General features: G+C 69.1%; 13 protein-coding genes. 11 read left to right on the top strand and 2 right to left on the bottom strand.

Features of this window, described 5'->3' with window-relative positions; all coding sequences use genetic code 11:
* Window positions 1–189: 189 nt before the first annotated feature.
* Window positions 190–792: a glutathione S-transferase family protein gene (locus tag ACA097_RS19180; protein ID WP_371365256.1), complete on the bottom strand. Its 603-nt coding sequence runs from the start codon at window positions 790–792 to the stop codon at window positions 190–192.
* A 138-nt stretch (window positions 793–930) separates the two neighbouring features.
* Between ACA097_RS19180 and ACA097_RS19185 the strand changes: the two genes are divergently transcribed.
* The 8 genes from ACA097_RS19185 to ACA097_RS19220 all read left to right on the top strand — a co-directional run bounded on the left by ACA097_RS19185 (window position 931) and on the right by ACA097_RS19220 (window position 14,374).
* Window positions 931–1,830 (top strand): LysR substrate-binding domain-containing protein, encoded by a 900-nt coding sequence (locus ACA097_RS19185; RefSeq protein ID WP_371365258.1) that lies wholly within the window; start codon window positions 931–933, stop codon window positions 1,828–1,830.
* A gap of 159 nt (window positions 1,831–1,989) precedes the next feature.
* Window positions 1,990–5,472, top strand: a complete 3,483-nt coding sequence (gene recC, locus ACA097_RS19190) for an exodeoxyribonuclease V subunit gamma (protein ID WP_371365260.1) — start codon at window positions 1,990–1,992, stop codon at window positions 5,470–5,472.
* Window positions 5,469–9,149, top strand: coding sequence for an exodeoxyribonuclease V subunit beta (gene recB / locus ACA097_RS19195; RefSeq protein WP_371365262.1), 3,681 nt, complete (start codon window positions 5,469–5,471; stop codon window positions 9,147–9,149). Before recC ends, recB begins: the two co-directional genes overlap by 4 nt.
* Window positions 9,146–11,179, top strand: a complete 2,034-nt coding sequence (gene recD, locus ACA097_RS19200) for an exodeoxyribonuclease V subunit alpha (RefSeq protein WP_371365264.1) — start codon at window positions 9,146–9,148, stop codon at window positions 11,177–11,179. Before recB ends, recD begins: the two co-directional genes overlap by 4 nt.
* A gap of 119 nt (window positions 11,180–11,298) precedes the next feature.
* The gene (locus tag ACA097_RS19205) at window positions 11,299–11,670 is read left to right on the top strand and encodes a YciI family protein (RefSeq protein ID WP_371365266.1); all 372 of its coding nucleotides are present in this window, start codon (window positions 11,299–11,301) and stop codon (window positions 11,668–11,670) included.
* Between the two features lie 213 nt (window positions 11,671–11,883).
* Window positions 11,884–12,666 carry a DUF899 domain-containing protein gene (locus ACA097_RS19210; RefSeq protein ID WP_371365268.1) on the top strand — a complete coding sequence of 261 codons (783 nt, stop codon included), beginning with the start codon at window positions 11,884–11,886 and terminating at the stop codon, window positions 12,664–12,666.
* A gap of 22 nt (window positions 12,667–12,688) precedes the next feature.
* Window positions 12,689–13,117 carry a nuclear transport factor 2 family protein gene (locus ACA097_RS19215; protein ID WP_371365270.1) on the top strand — a complete coding sequence of 143 codons (429 nt, stop codon included), beginning with the start codon at window positions 12,689–12,691 and terminating at the stop codon, window positions 13,115–13,117.
* Window positions 13,118–13,126: 9 nt separating this feature from the next.
* On the top strand, window positions 13,127–14,374 hold the full coding sequence (locus tag ACA097_RS19220; protein WP_371365272.1) for an RNA polymerase sigma factor: 1,248 nt from the start codon (window positions 13,127–13,129) through the stop codon (window positions 14,372–14,374).
* A 92-nt stretch (window positions 14,375–14,466) separates the two neighbouring features.
* Here ACA097_RS19220 and ACA097_RS19225 read toward each other — a convergent pair whose 3' ends face one another.
* Entirely contained in the window at window positions 14,467–15,156 is a 690-nt protein-coding gene (locus tag ACA097_RS19225; protein WP_371365274.1) for a Crp/Fnr family transcriptional regulator, read from the bottom strand.
* Window positions 15,157–15,324: 168 nt separating this feature from the next.
* Between ACA097_RS19225 and ACA097_RS19230 the strand changes: the two genes are divergently transcribed.
* The 3 genes from ACA097_RS19230 to copD all read left to right on the top strand — a co-directional run bounded on the left by ACA097_RS19230 (window position 15,325) and on the right by copD (window position 17,653).
* Window positions 15,325–16,188, top strand: coding sequence for an SDR family NAD(P)-dependent oxidoreductase (locus ACA097_RS19230; protein ID WP_043254472.1), 864 nt, complete (start codon window positions 15,325–15,327; stop codon window positions 16,186–16,188).
* Between the two features lie 208 nt (window positions 16,189–16,396).
* Window positions 16,397–16,762, top strand: coding sequence for a copper homeostasis periplasmic binding protein CopC (gene copC, locus ACA097_RS19235; RefSeq protein WP_371365277.1), 366 nt, complete (start codon window positions 16,397–16,399; stop codon window positions 16,760–16,762).
* Between the two features lie 30 nt (window positions 16,763–16,792).
* On the top strand, window positions 16,793–17,653 hold the full coding sequence (gene copD, locus ACA097_RS19240) for a copper homeostasis membrane protein CopD (protein ID WP_371365279.1): 861 nt from the start codon (window positions 16,793–16,795) through the stop codon (window positions 17,651–17,653).
* Window positions 17,654–17,677: the final 24 nt, after the last annotated feature.

Raw genomic sequence — 17,677 nt, forward strand, 5'->3', positions numbered from 1 at the left:
GGCGGGGGTATCGGCGTCACCTTGTAGGAGCGGATTCATCCGCGAAAATCCCCGCACCGATTCCAACCTGTAGGAGCGCGCCATGCGCGCGAATCGCGGACAAGGTCCGCTCCTACGGGGGAGCGCCTTGCCGTGCGGTTCGCGAGCAAGCTCGCTCCTACAGAAAGCCATGCGCCAAGGCGCGCAACCTCACACCGGCGGAAACGCCTTGAACGCCTCCAGCGTCTCGGCATACGCCGACCACTTGGCCAGCCCCGGATAGTCGCCGGCGGCGATGCGCTCGGCGTGCACCAGCTGGATGAAGCGCCAGGCCACGGCGATGCTCAGGCCCGCCTGGTCGATGCGCCCGTCGCGCGGCAGCGGTTGCGTCAGCAGTTCCAGCTCCAGGCCGGCGCAGGCTGCACGCAGTTGTTGATCGACGCGGGCGAACCAGTCCGGGTCGCGACGGCCCTCGGCGCGCTGCAGTTCGTAGTACATCTGCACGGCCTTCTCGCAAGCCGCCAGGGCCAGGCCCAGCAAGCGCGTGGCGCGCACCCGCTCCGCCGGTTCGGCGGGCATCAGGCTGCGCCCGGCCTGGTGCTCCAGCAGCTCGATCATCAGGCTGGAATCCATCAGCACCTGGCCGTCGTCGAGCACCAGGGTCGGCGCCTTCACCACCGGGTTGATCGCGCGGAATTCCTCGTAGTGACGGAACACCGAGAGCGAGCGATGGCTGAAGTCGATATCCAGCAGGCGCAGGCTGATGGCCACGCGGCGAACGTAGGGCGAGTCGAGCATTCCGATCAGTTGCATGAGGGCTTCCTGTTATTGGAGATTACATGGTCCGTTTGCGGGGATTGGCCGGCTAACCCGCTGTTAGTGCCAAATCTAGCCGTTCCTCAGGGGCGGAAAAATCGATGATTAATAACTGCATTGGTTAGAAAAACTTACATGAGCGCCTATCCACCGCTTTCCGCGCTGCGCAGTTTCGAGGCCGTCGCCCGGCTGGGCAGCGTGACCCTGGCGGCTGCCGAACTGCATGTCACCCACTCGGCGGTGAGCCAGCAGGTGCGTCAGCTCGAAGAGCTGCTCGGCATCACCCTGCTACAGCGCGAGGGCCGTGGCTTGCGCCTGAGCGAGGAGGGCCGGCTGTATGCCCTGCAGGTGCGTCGCGCGCTGCGTGACATCGCCGAGGCGACCCGCCTGGCTCGCGCCCGGCCCAGCGAGGGCGAGCTGGTGATCGCCGTGCTGCCGTCGTTCGGCCAGCAATGGCTGCTGCCGCGCCTGCCGTCGTTCCGCGAGCGTTATCCACAGTTTCGCTTGCGCCTGCTGGCCAGCCTGGAGGTCATCGACCTGCGCCAGGGCCTGGCCGACGCAGCCGTGCGCATCGGCCAGGGGCACTGGGAGGGGCTGGCCCAGCAGCGCCTGTTCGACGACGAACTGGTGGCGGTCTGCGCGCCGCATTTCAACGGTGGGCGACTGCCGCGAACCCCGGCGGAAATCCTCGCCAGCCCATTGATCCACGGCTTCGAATCCTGGCTGCCGTGGTGCCAGGCGGCGGGCGTGCCACTGCCCAAGGGCGATGGCGTCTTCACCGCCAACGATTCCAACCTGGTGGTAGAAGCCCTGCGCCTCGGCCTGGGCGTGACCATCGAACGCCGCAGCCTGGTGGCGGGCGCCCTGAGTCGCGGCGAACTGGTGCAACTGAGCGAAGTGCGCGCGCCCTATGCCTATCCCTACTGGCTGGTCTGGCCGCAGCGCGAGGCGGCGCAGGCCAAGGTCGCGCTGTTCGCCGACTGGCTGGCGGAGCAGGTGGACCTCTACCTGAACCCCGAGCGCCAACCGCTGTAGCGGATCCCATCCGCGAAAGACCGTGCGCCGATGCCACCCTGTAGGAGCGGGCCATGCCCGCGATCGCGGACAAGGTCCGCTCCTACAGGACTGCTGCCCCCGCTAGAATGCCCACCCAGTGGAAAATCCCCACCCGCGCTCCAGAGATAGGAAGAAACGATGAGCGAAGCCCTGAGCCCCGGCCTGATGGTCATCCATGGCAACCACCCGGAGGCGCTGCGCGACCTGCTGGTGGCCTGGATGGCGCGTTACCCGCTGGCGCCGCTGGAAAGCGAGACCATCCTGGTGCAGAGCAACGGCATCGCCCAGTGGCTGAAGCTGGCGCTGGGCCGCGATGTTGCCGACGGTGGCTGTGGCATCACCGCCGCGCTCGACGTGCAATTGCCCGCGCAGTTCCTCTGGCAGGCCTATCGCGGCGCGCTGGGCAAGGAGGCGGTGCCCGAGGTCTCGGTGCTGGACAAGGCGCCGCTCACCTGGCGCCTCATGCGCCTGCTGCCGACCCTGCTGGAGCGCGAGGAATTCCACGCCCTGCGCCGCTTCCTCGCCGACGACGCCGACCTGCGCAAGCGCTATCAGCTGGCCGAGCGCCTGGCCGACCTGTTCGACCAGTACCAGGTCTACCGCGCCGACTGGCTGGAAGACTGGAGCGAAGGCCGCGACCAGCTGCGCACCGCCAGCGGCGGCCTGCGTGATCTGGATGCCGACGAGCGCTGGCAAGCCGCGCTATGGCGCGCGCTGCTCGAAGAAGTCGGTGAAGACGGCCTGGCCGGCAGCCGCGCCGGGGTGCATCGGCGCTTCCTCGAACGCCTGCGCGAAGGCGCGCCGCCCAAGGGGTTGCCGCGCCGCGTGGTGGTGTTCGGCATCTCCGCCATGCCGGCGCAGACCGTCGAGGCGCTGGCCGCCTTGTCGCAAGTCGCCCAGGTGCTGCTCTGCGTGCACAACCCCTGCCGCCACCACTGGGCCGACATCGTTGCCGACAAGGACCTGCTGCGCCACGAGTACCGCCGCCAGCAGCGCCGCCCCGGCGTGCCGCTACAACTCGACGACGACCTGCAGCACCAGTACGCCCAGCCGCTGCTGGCCGCCTGGGGCAAGCAGGGCCGCGACTACATCAACCTGCTCGACCAGTACGACGACCCGGCGAGCTACCGTAACCGCTTCGGCGAAGTCAGCGGCGGACGCATCGACCTGTTCAGCGAGGAGCAGCCCGCGCACCTGCTCGGCCAGTTGCAGGACGACATCCTCGAACTGCGCCCATTGGCCGAGAGCCGAGCACTCTGGCCGGCTGTCGATCCGGCGCAGGACAGTTCCGTGCGCTTCCACCTGGCGCACAGCGCGCAACGCGAAGTGGAGGTGCTGCACGACCAGCTGCTGGCGCGCTTCGATGCCGACCCGACGCTGCGCCCGCGCGACGTCATCGTCATGCTTCCCGATGTCGACGCCTACGCGCCGCACATCCAGGCGGTGTTCGGCCAGCTCGGCCGCGACGACCGCCGCTTCATTCCCTACACCTTGGCCGACCAGGGCCAGCGTGGCCGCGAGCCCTTGCTGGTGGCGCTCGAACACTTGCTGCAGCTGCCCGACAGCCGCTTCGCGGTGAGCGAGATCCTCGACCTGCTCGACGTCGGCGCCCTGCGTGCGCGCTTCGGCATTCACGAGGCTGACCAGCCGCTGTTGCGCCGCTGGATCGACGGCGCCGGCGTGCGCTGGGGCCTCGATGGCAAGCAGCGGGAAACCCTCGGCCTGCCCGCGGCCGCCGAAGCCAACACCTGGCGTTTCGGCCTGCGCCGCATGCTGCTCGGCTTTGCGGTGGGCGAGGGCGAGGCCTTCCAGGGCATCCAGCCGTATGCCGAGATCGGCGGCCTCGATGCGGCGGTGCTCGGCCCGCTGGCCAACCTGCTGCAACGCCTGGCCGACACCTGCGAAAGCCTCGCTGAACCGGCCACGCCGCAGGATTGGTCGAAGCGCCTGCAGCAGCTGCTGGGCGACTTCTTCCTGACCCGCGACGAGCATGACGAACTGCTCCGCCAGCAACTCCTGCAACTGCTCGAGCGCTGGCTGGAAACCTGCGGCCACGCCGCCTTCGCCGAACCGTTGCCGCTCTCGGTGGTGCGCGAGGCCTGGCTCGGCGGGCTCGATGCCGGCGGCCTGAACCAGCGCTTCCTGGCCGGCGCGGTGAGCTTCTGCACGCTGATGCCGATGCGTGCCATTCCCTTCCGCCTGGTCTGCCTGCTCGGCATGAACGACGGCGACTACCCGCGCCAGCAACCGCCGCTGGACTTCGACCTGATGCGCAACGACTACCGCCCCGGCGACCGTTCGCGGCGCGAGGACGACCGCTACCTGCTGCTCGAAGCCGTGCTCTCGGCGCGCGACCAGCTGTACGTCAGCTGGGTCGGCAAGAGCATCCGCGACAACAGCGAGCGCGCGCCCTCGGTGCTGATCGGCCAGCTACGCGACCACCTGGCCGCCGGCTGGTCGCTGCCTGGGCAAGCCGGCGACGGCCAGGCGCTGCTGCATGCGCTGACCACCGAACATCCGCTGCAACCCTTCAGCCGCCGCTATTTCGAACAGGCGGGCGCGGGCATCGACGGTCTCTACACCTACGTCCGCGAGTGGCGCGAAGTGCATCGCGACGAAGCGCTCGCCGAACAGGCCGAGGCGCCCTTGTCCGAATACCTGCCGGACACTTCCATCGGCCTGCGCGTGCTGGGCGACTTCCTCGCCAACCCGGTCAACGCCTTCTTCCTGCAGCGCCTCAAGGTGCGTTTCGCCGAAGAGGACCTGACCGGCCACGACGAGGAAGCCTTCGCCCTCGACGGCCTGCAGACCTGGCAACTGCAGTTCGAGCTCTGCGAGCGCCTGCGTCCTTGGGTCGAAGACCAATGGGATAGCGAAGCGTTGCCCGAACGCATCGACCAGCAACTCACCCGCCTGCGCGGCGAAGGGCGCCTGCCGTTGGCGGCCTTCGGCGCCTTCTCCGCCCGCGAGCTGAGCAAACCGTTGAGCGAATTGCTGGGCCGTTATCGCGAGGCGCTGGAGCACTGGAACGAAGCCGAGGAAGGCCAGCGCGAGCTCGCCCATGAACATGCCGGCGTGAAGCTGGAAGACTGGCTCGGCGGCCTGCGCCGCAACGCCGACGGCCAGTGGGCCAGCGTGCAACTGGTCAGCGGCAAGCTGCATGAAGGACGCGGCTACAAGTGGCATAGCCTGGTGCGTCCGTGGGTTAGGCACCTCGGTTTGCAGTTGTGCGGAACGCCGGTGCGCAGCCTGCTGGTCAGCCAGACCGGCACCCTGGAACTGCCGCCACTGGCCGCCGATATCGCCCGCGGCCATCTGAACACCTTGATCGGTGCATGGCTCGAAGGTCTCCGCAGACCACTGCCGGTGGCCGGCAAGGCAGCCTTCGGCTGGTTGAGCGGCGGCGACGACGAAGAGAAGGCCGCTCGCGAAGCGGCCAAGCGTTACGACGGCGGCTTCGGCATGAGTGGCGAAGCCGCGTCGTCGCCCGCCCTGGCGCGGGTCTACCCGGACTTCGCCAGTCTGGCCGAAAGCGGCGAGTTCGCCACCTGGGCCGAAGCCCTCTACGGCCCGCTGTACCAGCTGCTGCAACGCCGCGACGACGAGGAGCAAGGTCAATGAGCCGCGAACTGCGCGCCCTGGAATTCCCCCTGCACGGCAGCCGGCTGATCGAGGCCAGCGCCGGCACCGGCAAGACCTTCACCATTGCCCTGCTGTACCTGCGCCTGGTGCTCGACCACGGCGGCGAGCTGGCGTTCGGGCGGCCTTTGAGCCCGCCGGAAATCCTCGTGGTGACCTTCACCGACGCCGCGACTCAAGAGCTGCGCGAACGTATCCGCGCGCGCCTGGGCGAGGCTGCCAACTGCTTCGCAGAGCCGGCGTTGGCGCACGATCCGCTGCTGGTCGAACTGCGCAGTAGCTACCCCGAGGACCGCTGGCCCGGTTGCGCGCGCTTGCTGCGCCTGGCTGCGGAATGGATGGACGAGGCGGCCGTTTCGACCATCCACAGCTGGTGCTACCGCATGCTCCGCGAGCACGCCTTCGACAGCGGCAGCCTGTTCACCCAGGACTTGATCACCGACCAGAGCGAGTTGCTCGCGGAGGTGGTGCGCGATTACTGGCGGCGCAACTTCTACCCGCTGCCGGCGCCGGCAGCGAAGGTGGTCGGCGACATCTACAAGGGCGGCCCCGAGGCGCTGTGCCGCCTCCTGCAACCGCTACTGGCGCAGCAGGAAGCCGACTTCCGCTATGCCGACCAGCCGCTCAGTGCCCCGGGTTCGCTGCGTGAGCTGCTGGAGGAAACCGGCGCCTTTTTCGCGCGTCTCGACGAGCTGGAGCAACAGGCTCGAAATGCCTGGTCCACTGACAAGGACGGACTGCGCCAACTGCTGATCGACCTGCGCCCGCAACTCAACGGCAACAGCTATCGCAACAAGGATGACGACGAAGTCTTCAGCGGCTGGCTACAGGCTCTGGAGGCCTGGAGCGAAGGCGGCGACGCCCCGGAAAACCTGGCTCGCTTCGGCCAGACGCGGATCAAGGTGAAGGCCAAGACGGTCGTTCCCGAACACCCCGCATTGCTGGCCATCGACAGCCTGCTCGACGCCAGAGAGCAGCAACCGGACATCGCTCCGCAACTGCTGCTGCACGCCCTCGGCGAAGTCGGCCGCGCCCTCGAAGCGGAGAAACAAAAGCGCGCCGAACTGGGCTTCGACGACCTGCTGGTGCGCCTCGACCGCGCCCTGGCCGGCGCCGGCGGCGAGCACCTGGCCGAGCGCATCCGCCAGCAGTTCCCGGTGGCGCTGATCGACGAATTCCAGGACACCGACCCGCTGCAGTACCGCATCTTCGAGCGCATCTACCGGATCGCCGAGAATCCGCGCGACTGCGGCCTCTTCATGATCGGCGACCCCAAGCAGGCGATCTACGCGTTCCGCGGCGCGGATATCCACACCTACCTGCGCGCCCGCGCAGCAACCGAAGGCCGGCACTACACCCTGGGCACCAACTATCGCTCGACCGAGGCGGTGGTCGAGGCGGTGAACCACTGCTTCGCCTACGCCGAAGGCCACGAGCGCGCGGCTTTCCGCTTCGCCAGCGAGGCCGGCAACCCTGTGCCGTTCCAATCGGTGGCCGCCAAGGGCCGCGCCGAGCGCTTGCTGATCGATGGGGAAGAGGTCTCGGCGCTGACCTTCTGGAACCTGGGCAACGATGGCCAGGTGGTCGGCAGCCGGTTCTACCGCGAGCAGATGGCCGCGCGCACCGCGAGCGCCATCCGCGACTGGCTGAGCCTGGCCCAGCAAGGCCGCGCCGGGCTCTACAAGGCTGATGGCACCGGCCGCGCGTTGCGCCCGGCGGACATCGCCATCCTCGTGCGCGGCCGCAGCGAGGCCGAAGCCGTGCGTAACGAGCTGGCCGCGCGGCGGTTGGCCAGCGTCTACCTGTCCGACCGTGATTCGGTGTTCGACAGCATGGAGGCGGTGGACCTGCTGCACTGGCTGCGCGCCTGCGCCGAGCCGGGCAACGATGCTCTGCTGCGCGTCGCCCTGGCCACCCGCAGCCTCGGCCTGGGCTGGGAGAGCCTGGAGCGGCTGAACCAGGACGAACAGTTCTGGGAAGGCATGCTCATGCGCTTCCGCGACTACCGCCTGCTCTGGCAACAGCAGGGCGTGCTGCCGATGCTGCGCCGCCTGTTGGCCGAGTTCGAATTGCCGGCGCGCCTGCTGCAACAACCCGATGGCGAACGCAGCCTGACCAACCTGCTGCACCTGGCCGAGTGGCTGCAGCGCGAGGCCGCCGAACTGGATGGCGAGCACGCCCTGCTGCGGGTGCTGGCCGAGCAGCTGGCAAGCCCGTCGAGCGAGGAAATCCTCCGCCTGGAAAGCGACGCCGACCTGATCAAGGTGGTGACCATCCACAAGTCCAAGGGCCTGGAATACCCGCTGGTGCTGCTGCCCTTCATCTGCAGCTGGAAGGAGCTGGACGGCAAGGGCACGACGCCGCCGAGCTACCAGGGCGAGGACGGCAAGGTGATCGAACTGGCGCGCGGCAAGGACCTTGCCGACGCCGCCTACAAGCTGGCCAACGATGAGCGCCTGGGCGAGGACATGCGCCTGCTCTACGTGGCCCTGACCCGCGCGCGCCATGCCCTGTGGCTCGGCGTGGCGCCGCTGGTGAGCGGTAACGCGAAGAACCCGGAGCTGCACAAGGGCGCCTTCGGCTACCTGCTCGGCGGTGGCGCGGCCATTGCGCTGGATAACTTCGACGCAAGCCTTGCCGCAGTGGCAGCCGGTTGCGCCGGTATCCGCATCGAGGCGGCGCCGGAAATCGACCTTACGGCCTACGACGAAACCCGTGCCGGGCTGCTCGGCCAGGCTCGCGAGCCGTTGCGGCGGGTGGCTGAGAAGTGGTGGATCGCCAGCTATTCGGCGCTGGCCACCCTCGACCCCGAAGGCGATGTGCCTGAGCCCGCGAGCGAACCGATAAGCGCCGAGGAAGCCACTCTGCGCGAAGGCGATGCCGACACGGCCGCGGCGGAGCTCGCGCAAAGCGCGCCGGTGGCCGGCAGCCTGCACGCCTTCCCGCGCGGACCGAACCCCGGCAGCTTCCTCCACGGCCTGCTGGAGTGGGCCGCCGACGAAGGCTTCGATGCCGTCGCCAATGATCCCGAAGCGTTGCGTGATCTGATCGCCCGGCGCTGCCAGCTGCGCGGCTGGGAAGCCTGGATCGAGCCGCTGAGCCAGTGGCTGCCGGCCTGGCTGCAGCTCGAATTCCCGCAGCCGGAAGCATCGCCCGTGCGCCTCGCCGGGCTGGCCACCTACCAGAAGGAAATGGAGTTCTGGTTCGCCGTGAATGCCGCCGACAGCACTCGCCTGGATGCTGCCGTGCGTGCCCATGTCCTGCCTGGTGCGCCGCGTCCGGCGCTGCAGCCGACCCAGCTCAACGGCATGCTCAAGGGCTTCATCGACCTGGTCTTCGAACACGAGGGGCGCTACTACGTGGCCGACTACAAATCCAACTGGCTCGGCCCCGACGACAGCGCCTACACCGCTGACGCCGTGCGCGAAGCGGTGCTGGAGCATCGCTACGACCTGCAGTACGCGCTCTACCTGTTCGCCCTGCATCGCCTGCTCAAGGCGCGGCTGCCGGACTACGACTACGACCGCCACGTTGGCGGCGCGCTCTACCTGTTCCTGCGCGGCGGTGCGCGCGGGGTGTTCCATGAGCGGCCGCCGAAGGCGCTGATGGAGGCGCTGGAGGCGCTGTTCAGCCGTCGCGTCGAGGAGGTGTCGGCATGAGCCTCGAAGCCCTTCTCGCACTGCTCGGCCAATGGGCCGAACGCGGCTGGCTGCGCGAGTTGGACCGCGCCTTCGCGGCCTTCCTCGTCGAGCAGGCGCCCGACGCCGAGCCGCGGCTGATTCTCGCCGCGGCCCTGGCCAGCCACCAACTCGGTCGCGGCCATGTGTGCCTGGACCTGGAGGCGACCTTGGCCGACAGCCGCTTCGCCCTGTCTTTGCCACCAGATGGCGAGCTGGAAGGCACGCCGCTCACGCTGCCGGGCGAACTGCTCGACGGCCTCGACCTGGCCGGCTGGCAGGCCGCGCTGGCCGACCCGCGCCTGGTGGGCGAGGGCGCCGGCGCCACGCCGCTGGTGCTGGCCGGTCCACGCCTGTACCTGAGGCGCTACTGGCAGTACGAACGCGAAGTCCGCGCTGGCATCGACCAACGCCTGGCGCGCTCGGAAGAATTGCGTGCGGCCTTGCCGGTCGATGCGTCGCGTCAGGCGCTCGATGCGCTCTTCCCGAAGAAGGATGGCGCGCCGGCGGACTGGCAGAAGCTCGCCTGCGCGCTGGCCGCCGGTAACGCCTTCGGCATCGTCACGGGAGGCCCCGGCACCGGCAAGACCACCACCGTGGTGCGCCTGCTGGCGCTGCTGCAAAGCCTGGCGTCGGCGCGGCCGCTGCGCATCCGCCTGGCTGCGCCGACCGGCAAGGCAGCGGCGCGGCTGAACGAATCCATCGCCGGCGCCGTGCAGAAACTCAAGCTCGATGGCCTGCCCGGTGGCGAAGGGCTGCGCGACCACATCCCCACGGAAGTGACCACGCTGCACCGCCTGCTCGGCAGCCGGCCGGACAGCCGCCAGTTCCGCCACCACCCGGGCAATCCGCTGGCGCTGGACCTGCTGGTGGTGGACGAGGCGTCGATGGTCGACCTCGAAATGATGTCCGCGTTGCTTGGCGCGCTGCCGGCCAAGGCGCGGTTGATCCTGCTCGGCGACAAGGATCAGTTGGCCTCGGTGGAAGCCGGCGCGGTGCTCGGCGAGCTGTGCAGCCGGGCGCGCGAAGGGCACTACCAGGGCGCGACCCGCGACTGGCTGGAGCAGGTCAGCGGCGAACGCATCGACGCTGCGCTGCTCGACGCCCAGGGCCTCGCGCTCGACCAGGCGGTGGCGATGCTCCGGCAGAGCCATCGCTTCACTGCTGCCAGCGGCATCGGGCAACTCGCCGAGGCGGTCAACGCCGGGGACGTGGAAGCTACGCGCGCGGTCTGGGAACGCGGCTACGCCGATCTCGCGCGGCTGGCGCTCGACGCCAAGGACGCCCGCAGCCTGCGCGAGCTGGTGGTGGAAGGCGGCGGGCGCTTCTTCCTTAACGCCGCAAGCCGCGAAGGCGTGCCGCCGCCGCAGGGCTATCGGCACTACCTGCAGGTGCTGCGCGACGGCCAACCAACGCTGCACGCCGATCAGGAGGCGTTCGATAACTGGGCCAAGCGCGTGCTCGAAGCCCACGGCCAGTTCCAGGTGCTTTGCGCCCTGCGTCGCGGGCCCTGGGGCGTGGAAGGGCTGAACCTGCGCATCGCCGAACTGCTGCAGGGCGAAGGACTGATCCAGGCGACCGGCCCCTGGTACCTCGGCCGTCCGCTGCTGGTGACGCGCAATGACTACGGCCTCGGCCTGATGAACGGCGACATCGGCATCACCCTGGCCCTGCCGCGCGAACAGGACGGCGAGCTGAAGTGGGCGCTGCGCGTGGCTTTCGCCGACGGCAAGGGCGGCATCAAGTGGGTGTTGCCCAGCCGCCTGCAGGCGGTGGAAACCGTGTTCGCCATGACCGTGCACAAGTCCCAGGGCTCGGAGTTCACCCACGCCGCCCTGGTGCTGCCCGACGCGCTCAACCCCATCCTCACCCGCGAGCTGGTCTACACCGGCATCACCCGCGCACGCAGCTGGTTCAGCCTGGCCAGCGCCGGGCGCGGCCAGTGGGTGTTGGAGTCGGCGATCCAGCGCCGGGTGCAGCGGGCCAGCGGATTGTTGGAAGCGGGGGACTGAAACCCACGGTTTCGACCGTTCGTCTGCCGACCGGGTCGGTTTCCGACCCGCTGTCGATCCCGCTGCCTCGCCGACGACTATAGGTATCTGCCACCCAGTCGCCGCCGAGGAGCCTGAAGATGAAATACCTGTGCCTGATCTACGTCGACGAGAAAGTCGCCACCCGCATGCCGCTGCATGACTATCGCGCGGTGGTGGACGAGTGCCTGACCTACGAGCAGCAGCTGCGCGAGAGCGGCAAGTTCCTCGCAGCCGAGGCGCTGCAGTCGGTCGAGTGCGCCACCACCCTGCGCCATCGCGATGGCCAGCTGTCGATCACCGACGGGCCTTTCGCGGAGACCCGCGAGCAGCTCGGCGGCTTCTACATGATCGAGGCGCGCGACCTCAACGAGGCCATCCAGATCGCCGCGAAGATTCCGCCGGGGCGCCTGGGCGCCATCGAGGTGCGGCCGATCCGCGATTGGGAAGAGCACTTCGCCGCCCTGGGCTGAAGGCGTTCCGGGCCATCCAGCCGCTCGCGGTGATGGCCGAACCGGTGTCCGCGACGGCTGCGCGGGCGCTCGAAAGGGAGGTCACGCCATGTGCCCCTTGTGTCTGTCCGCCTTGGGCCTGGCATTAGCCGGCGCCCTGTCCGCCGGCGGTTACGCCGCCTTCGCCGGGCGTCGCCGGCCGCGCTCATCCACCGCCGAAGAGGAGAAGGTCGCATGAGAATCGACAATTTCAGCCTGCCGCCCGTGGTCTCCCGCGAGGAATGGCTGCTGGCGCGCAAGCGCCTGTGGGAAAAGGAGCGCGCGGCCACCCATGCGCGTGACGCCCTGGCCGCCGAGCGGCGCCAGCTGCCGCTGGTGCGGATCGACAAGGACTACCGCTTCGAAGGCGCCAACGGCCCATTGCGCCTGCTCGACCTGTTCGAGGGCCGGCCGCAGCTGGTGATCTACCACTTCATGTTCCACCGCGACCGCGCCGAGGGCTGCGAGGGCTGCTCGTTCCTCATCGACAACATCGGCCGCCTGGAGCACCTGCACGCCCGCGGCACCAGCTTCGCCATGGTCTCGCGTGCGCCGCTCGACGAGTTCGCCGCATTCAAGGCGCGCATGGGCTGGCGCTTCCCCTGGGTGTCGTCATTCGGCAGCGATTTCAACTACGACTTCCACGTCAGCAACGACGAGAGCATCGCGCCGGTGGAATACAACTATCGCGACAAGGCGGAGCTTGAGCGCCTGGGCCAGACCTATCACGTTCAGGGCGAGCAGCCGGGGCTGAGCGTGTTCCTGCGCGACGGCGACAGCGTCTACCACAGCTACTCCACCTACGGTCGCGGGCTGGAGTCGCTGATGTTCACCTACCACCTGCTCGACCTCACGCCGCTGGGGCGCGGCGAGGGCTGGGGCGGCATGGCCGACCTCGACGGCCTGGGCCTGCAGTGGACGCGCTACCATGATCGCTACGGGCAACAGGAGCCGCCGCACAGTTGCTGCGCGTCCTGAACCGAGCACGGAGGGAACCCCCATGCACAGTCCCATCGACCCGGCCGTCCAGCGCCTGCTGGACAGCTGGCTGGAGGCGGTGAAGGCCGCCGATCTCGAGCGTATCGTCAGCCACTACAGCAGCGACGTGCTGGCCTTCGATGCGGTGGCGAAGCTGCAGTTCGTCGGCATCGAGGCCTACGCGGAGCAATGGCGCGCTTCGCTGAACGCCTGCCAGCAGGGCGTGTTCGAGCGCCATCAATTGGCGGTCGAGCAGGGCGGCGACATCGCCTTCGGCCACTACCTCGCGTATTGCGGCGGCAAGGATGAACAGGGCGTGGAGAAGGCGTCCTGGGTGCGCGTCAGCTTCGGTCTGCGGCGGACGGCGGGGGAGTGGCGGATCGTCCACGAGCATTTCTCCATTCCCTTCGACATGCAGAGCGGACAACCGCTGTTCGACGCCAAGCCGTGAGTCGTTCGCATGCATGACTACGAGCCGCGCCCGCTGCGCGACCAGGTGGACGCTATCTACCGGCGCGATTCGCGGCGGGTGCTGGCCACGCTGATCCGCCTGCTCGGCGACTTCGACCGCGCCGAGGAAGCGCTGCACGATGCCTTCGCCGCCGCCGTGGAGCAGTGGCGGCGCGACGGCGTGCCGCACAATCCGCGCGCCTGGCTGGTGTCCGCCGGGCGCTTCAAGGCCATCGACCACCTGCGCCGGCGGGCGCGCTTCAACGCTTCGCTGGAACAGATCGCCCAGCAACTGGAGCTGGACGCCGAGGAAGAAACCGAGGAGTACGAAGGCCTGGAAGACGATCGCCTGCGCCTGGTGTTCACCTGCTGCCACCCGGCGCTGGCCGCCGATGCGCAGGTGGCGCTGACACTGCGTGAGGTCTGCGACCTGCGCACCGAGGAGATCGCCCGCGCCTTCCTCGCGCAGCCGGCGACCATCGCCCAGCGCATCGTCCGCGCCAAGCAGAAGATCCGCGACGCGCGCATTCCCTACCAGGTGCCGGAGCCGGCCGAGCTGCCGCAGCGCCTGGCCAGCGTATTGCGCGTGGTGTACCTGGTGTTCAACGAGGGCTATGCGGCCTCCAGCGGCGAATCGCTGACCCGTGGCGACCTGTCGGCCGAAGCCATCCGCCTGGGGCGGCAACTGCTCGAACTGCTGCCCGAGCCGGAAGTGATGGGGCTGCTGGCGCTGATGCTGCTGCAGGAATCACGGCGCGCCGCGCGCACCGATGCGCAGGGCGAACTGGTACTGCTGGAGCACCAGGACCGCTCGTTATGGGATCGCGCGCTGATCGCCGAAGGGCGCCTGCTGATCGGCCAGGCCATGGCCAGCCGGCGCTTCGGCCCCTACACGCTGCAGGCGGCACTGGCTGCTCTGCACGCCGAGGCCGTCGATCTGCCGAGCACCGACTGGGCGAGCATGGTGGAGTTGTACGACGCCCTCCTGCGGATGCAGCCATCGCCAGTGGTGGCGCTCAATCGTTCGGTGGCCCTGGCCATGCGCGACGGTCCCGAGGCGGGCCTGGCGGCGGTGGACGCGATCCTCGCCAGCGGCGAGCTGGCCGACTACCACCTGGCCCACGCCACCCGCGCCGACTTCTGCCGCCGGCTGGGGCGCAACGGCGAGGCGCGCGCGGCGTACGAGCGAGCCTTGGCGCTGACGCGCCTGGAGCCGGAGCAGCGCTTTCTCGAACAGCGTCTGCGCGAGCTGGACTGAGGCGGTTCGCGAGCAAGCTCGCTCCTACAGGTGAAGCCGGCTCTTCGTAGGAGCGAGCTTGCTCGCGAACCTTGGGGCGACCGGCAACGCCATCACTCCTGCGCCAACGCCCTCAGTTTCTCCAGCGAGAGGATGCGCAGCTGCCGGTAGCCCAGCTCCAGAGCGCCGGCGCCGACCAGTTCGCGAAGCTCCAGGGAAAGCGTCTGGCGGCTGATGCCGAGCATCATCGCCAGTTGGTCCTGGCTGATGCGCACGGTGTTGCGTTGCGCGCCGTCGAGGCTGCCGTCGCCGCGCGCGAGTTGCTCCAGGCGGCTGACGATGCGTGCACGAGTGGAGCGCAGCATGCTGTCTTCCAGCAGGCGGTAGACCAGCCGCGTGTGCTGCGCCTGCAGCACGCAGATGGCGCGGGCGAAGCCGTTGTCGAACATCAGCCGGTCGAAGGTCGCCTGGTCGATGCCGAGCACCTCGCTGTCGCGCGTGGCCATCACGTCGTGGCTGCGCGGCAGGCCGTCGAGCATGGAGGCCTCGCCGAACCAGTGGCCCGGTTCGAGCACGGCGAGGATCGCTTCCTTGCCGTCCTCGCGCAGGGTCGAGGCCTTCAGCGAACCGCGCAGCAGGGTGAGGAAATGCCCGCCGCGGTCGCCCTGGCGGAACACGTATTCGCCGGCGTGCAGGCGCTGCCGGTGGCCCTCGCTGGCCAGCGTCTGGCGCACGGCCGGGGACAGGCCGGCGAACCAGGAATTGGCGCAGAGTTGCTGCAGCAGCGGGTCGAGATCGCTCATGGGAGGGGCGGGATCGGGCAGGGAATCGCAGCACTTTGACCGCCTCGCCCGAGCGGCGCAAGGGCGACGCAATTGTCGGGTTTCAGGCAGTTTCGCGCGGCATGCCGGCCTAGCCTGCGTGACACCGCGGGCCGCCCGTGTGCCCGCCCGGCCTAGGAGAACAACAAGATGAGTCATGCCGCCAAGGTTGTCTGGATCACCGGGGCTTCGTCGGGTATCGGCGAGGCGTTGGCACTGGCGCTGCTGGAACAGGGGGCCGAGGTGATCCTCTCCGGTCGTCGCGTCGAGGCCCTGCAGGCCCTCGCCGAGCGTGCCCCGCAGCGCACTTTCGTGCTGCCCTTCGAGAGCACCGACTATGCGCGCCTGCCGGCGCTGGTCGAGCAGGCCTGGGCCTGGCGCGGGCGCATCGACCTGCTGGTGAACAACGCCGGCGTGAGCCAGCGCAGCCTGGCGCTGGACACCGATCTCGCGGTCTATCGCCAGCTGATGGAAGTCGATTACCTCGCGCCCGTGGCCCTGACCCAGGCGCTACTGCCGCGCCTGGTGGAGCAGGGCGGTGGCCAGCTCGCGGTGGTCAGCTCGGTGGCCGGCAAGGTCGGCGCGCCGCTACGCACCGGCTACTGCGGCGCCAAGCACGCGGTGGTCGGTTACTTCGAGGCGCTGCGCGCGGAAGTGGAGGCGGCCTACGGCATCGGCGTCAGCGTGATCCTGCCGGGCTCGGTGCGCACCGCCATTGCGCAGAACTCGCTGGAGGGCAACGGCTCGCAGCGCGGCCGCTCCGACACCAACATCGACAACGGCATCGACCCGGCGGTCGCCGCGCAGACCATCCTCGCCGGCCTCGCCGCGCGGCAGCACGACATCGTGGTCGCCGAAGGCATGGAGAAGCTGGCGCTGCAACTGCGCCAGGCCGACGCGGAGAAACTCTTCGCCCTGACCGCCCAGGAAGGCGCGCGGCTGGCGAAGCAGCGCGAGGAGCTGGGCGCCGGCGCTTCCATCGATCCGGGTGACGTTCAACGCCTGCAGGGCTGAAGGGCTGGGTCCCCGCGTTCGCGGGGATGACGGAGGGGAACGTAGGATGGGGGGAGCCTGCGAGCCCCATGCTGTGACGGGGGGGAACTGCAGAGCGCCCACCTTCGGTCCGCATGGGTTTCGCTTCGCTCAACGCCATCCTACGAATGCCCGGAGCGCACCTGGGCTGGTAAGCTCGCGGCCGACTTTTTCCTGCCGAGGCCCCGTCATGCGCAAATCCTCCCTGCTCGCCACCCTCAGCCTGCTCGCCGTGCTGAATGCTCCGGCAGTGTTCGCCCATGCCCACCTGAAGACGGAAGTCCCGGCGGCCGACAGCACCGCCAGCGCGCCCAAGGAGCTGCGCCTGACCTTCTCCGAAGGTGTCGAGGCGAAGTTCACCAAGGTCTTGGTCAAGGGCGCCGACGGCCAGCCGGTAAAGGTCGCCGGCATCGCCACCGAGGCGGGCAACGCCAAGGTGCTGGTGGTGACCTTCGACCAGCCGCTGCCGGCCGGCAGCTACTCGGTGGAGTGGCACGCGGTGTCCGTGGACACGCACAAGAGCGAGGGCCATTACGGCTTCAAGGTCGCACCTTGATTCGCGCTGTCATGACGGGGTGCAGCCGCCATGGATGACGCCCTGGTCTTCTGTCGCTTCCTGCACCTGTCGCTCTGCCTGACGCTGTTCGGCGTCTCGCTGTTCCGCGCCGTGCTGCGTCGCCAGGAGCCCGCCGTTCTGGCGGCGTTGGACGGACACCTGCTCGGCTGGCAACGCCCTGCTGCCTTGCTGGCGCTGTTCAGCGGGCTGGCCTGGCTGGGCCTGGTGGCAGCGAGCATGGCGGGCGGCTGGTCCGCCATGCTCGATCCGTCGACGCTTGGCCTGGTGCTGCGGGAAACCTTCTTCGGCCAGGTGTGGACCTGGCACCTGGCGGCCAACGCCGCGCTGCTCGTCGCGCTGTGCCTGCCGCTGTCGGCGGACAACCCACTGCGTCCGCTGCTTGGCGGCGCGCTGCTGGCGAGCCTTGCCCCGGTCGGCCACGGCGCCATGCTCGATGGTTGGGCCGGCATCGGCCTGATGTTCAACCAGGGATTGCACCTGCTCTGCGCCGGCGCCTGGCTCGGCGGCTTGCTGTTGCTCGCGGCACTGCTGTATCGCGCGCCGGACTCGACCCATGCCGAGGCACTGCGACGCTTCAGCGGTGTCGGTTATCTGCTGGTGGCGGGCGTAGCGGCGAGCGGGCTGGTCAACGTCTGGGCGCTGGTCGGGCAATGGCCGGACCCGCGCACCTCGACCTTCGGCCGAGTGCTGGCCTTCAAGCTGCTGCTGGTGGCGGGCATGCTTGCCCTGGCGCTGCTCAACCGCGTGGCGCTGGCCTTCCGTGAACGCCACCTGCTGGCGCTGCGGCGCAGCGTGTTGCTGGAGTGGGCGTGCGGGGTGGCCGCGGTGGCGGCGGTTTCGCTTTTGGGGACGCTGTCCCCGGCGGGGTAGAAATGCTCTTGTAGGAGCGAGCTT

The organism is Pseudomonas sp. QL9 (assembly GCF_041409665.1).
In the GTDB taxonomy this organism is placed as follows: domain Bacteria; phylum Pseudomonadota; class Gammaproteobacteria; order Pseudomonadales; family Pseudomonadaceae; genus Pseudomonas; species Pseudomonas knackmussii.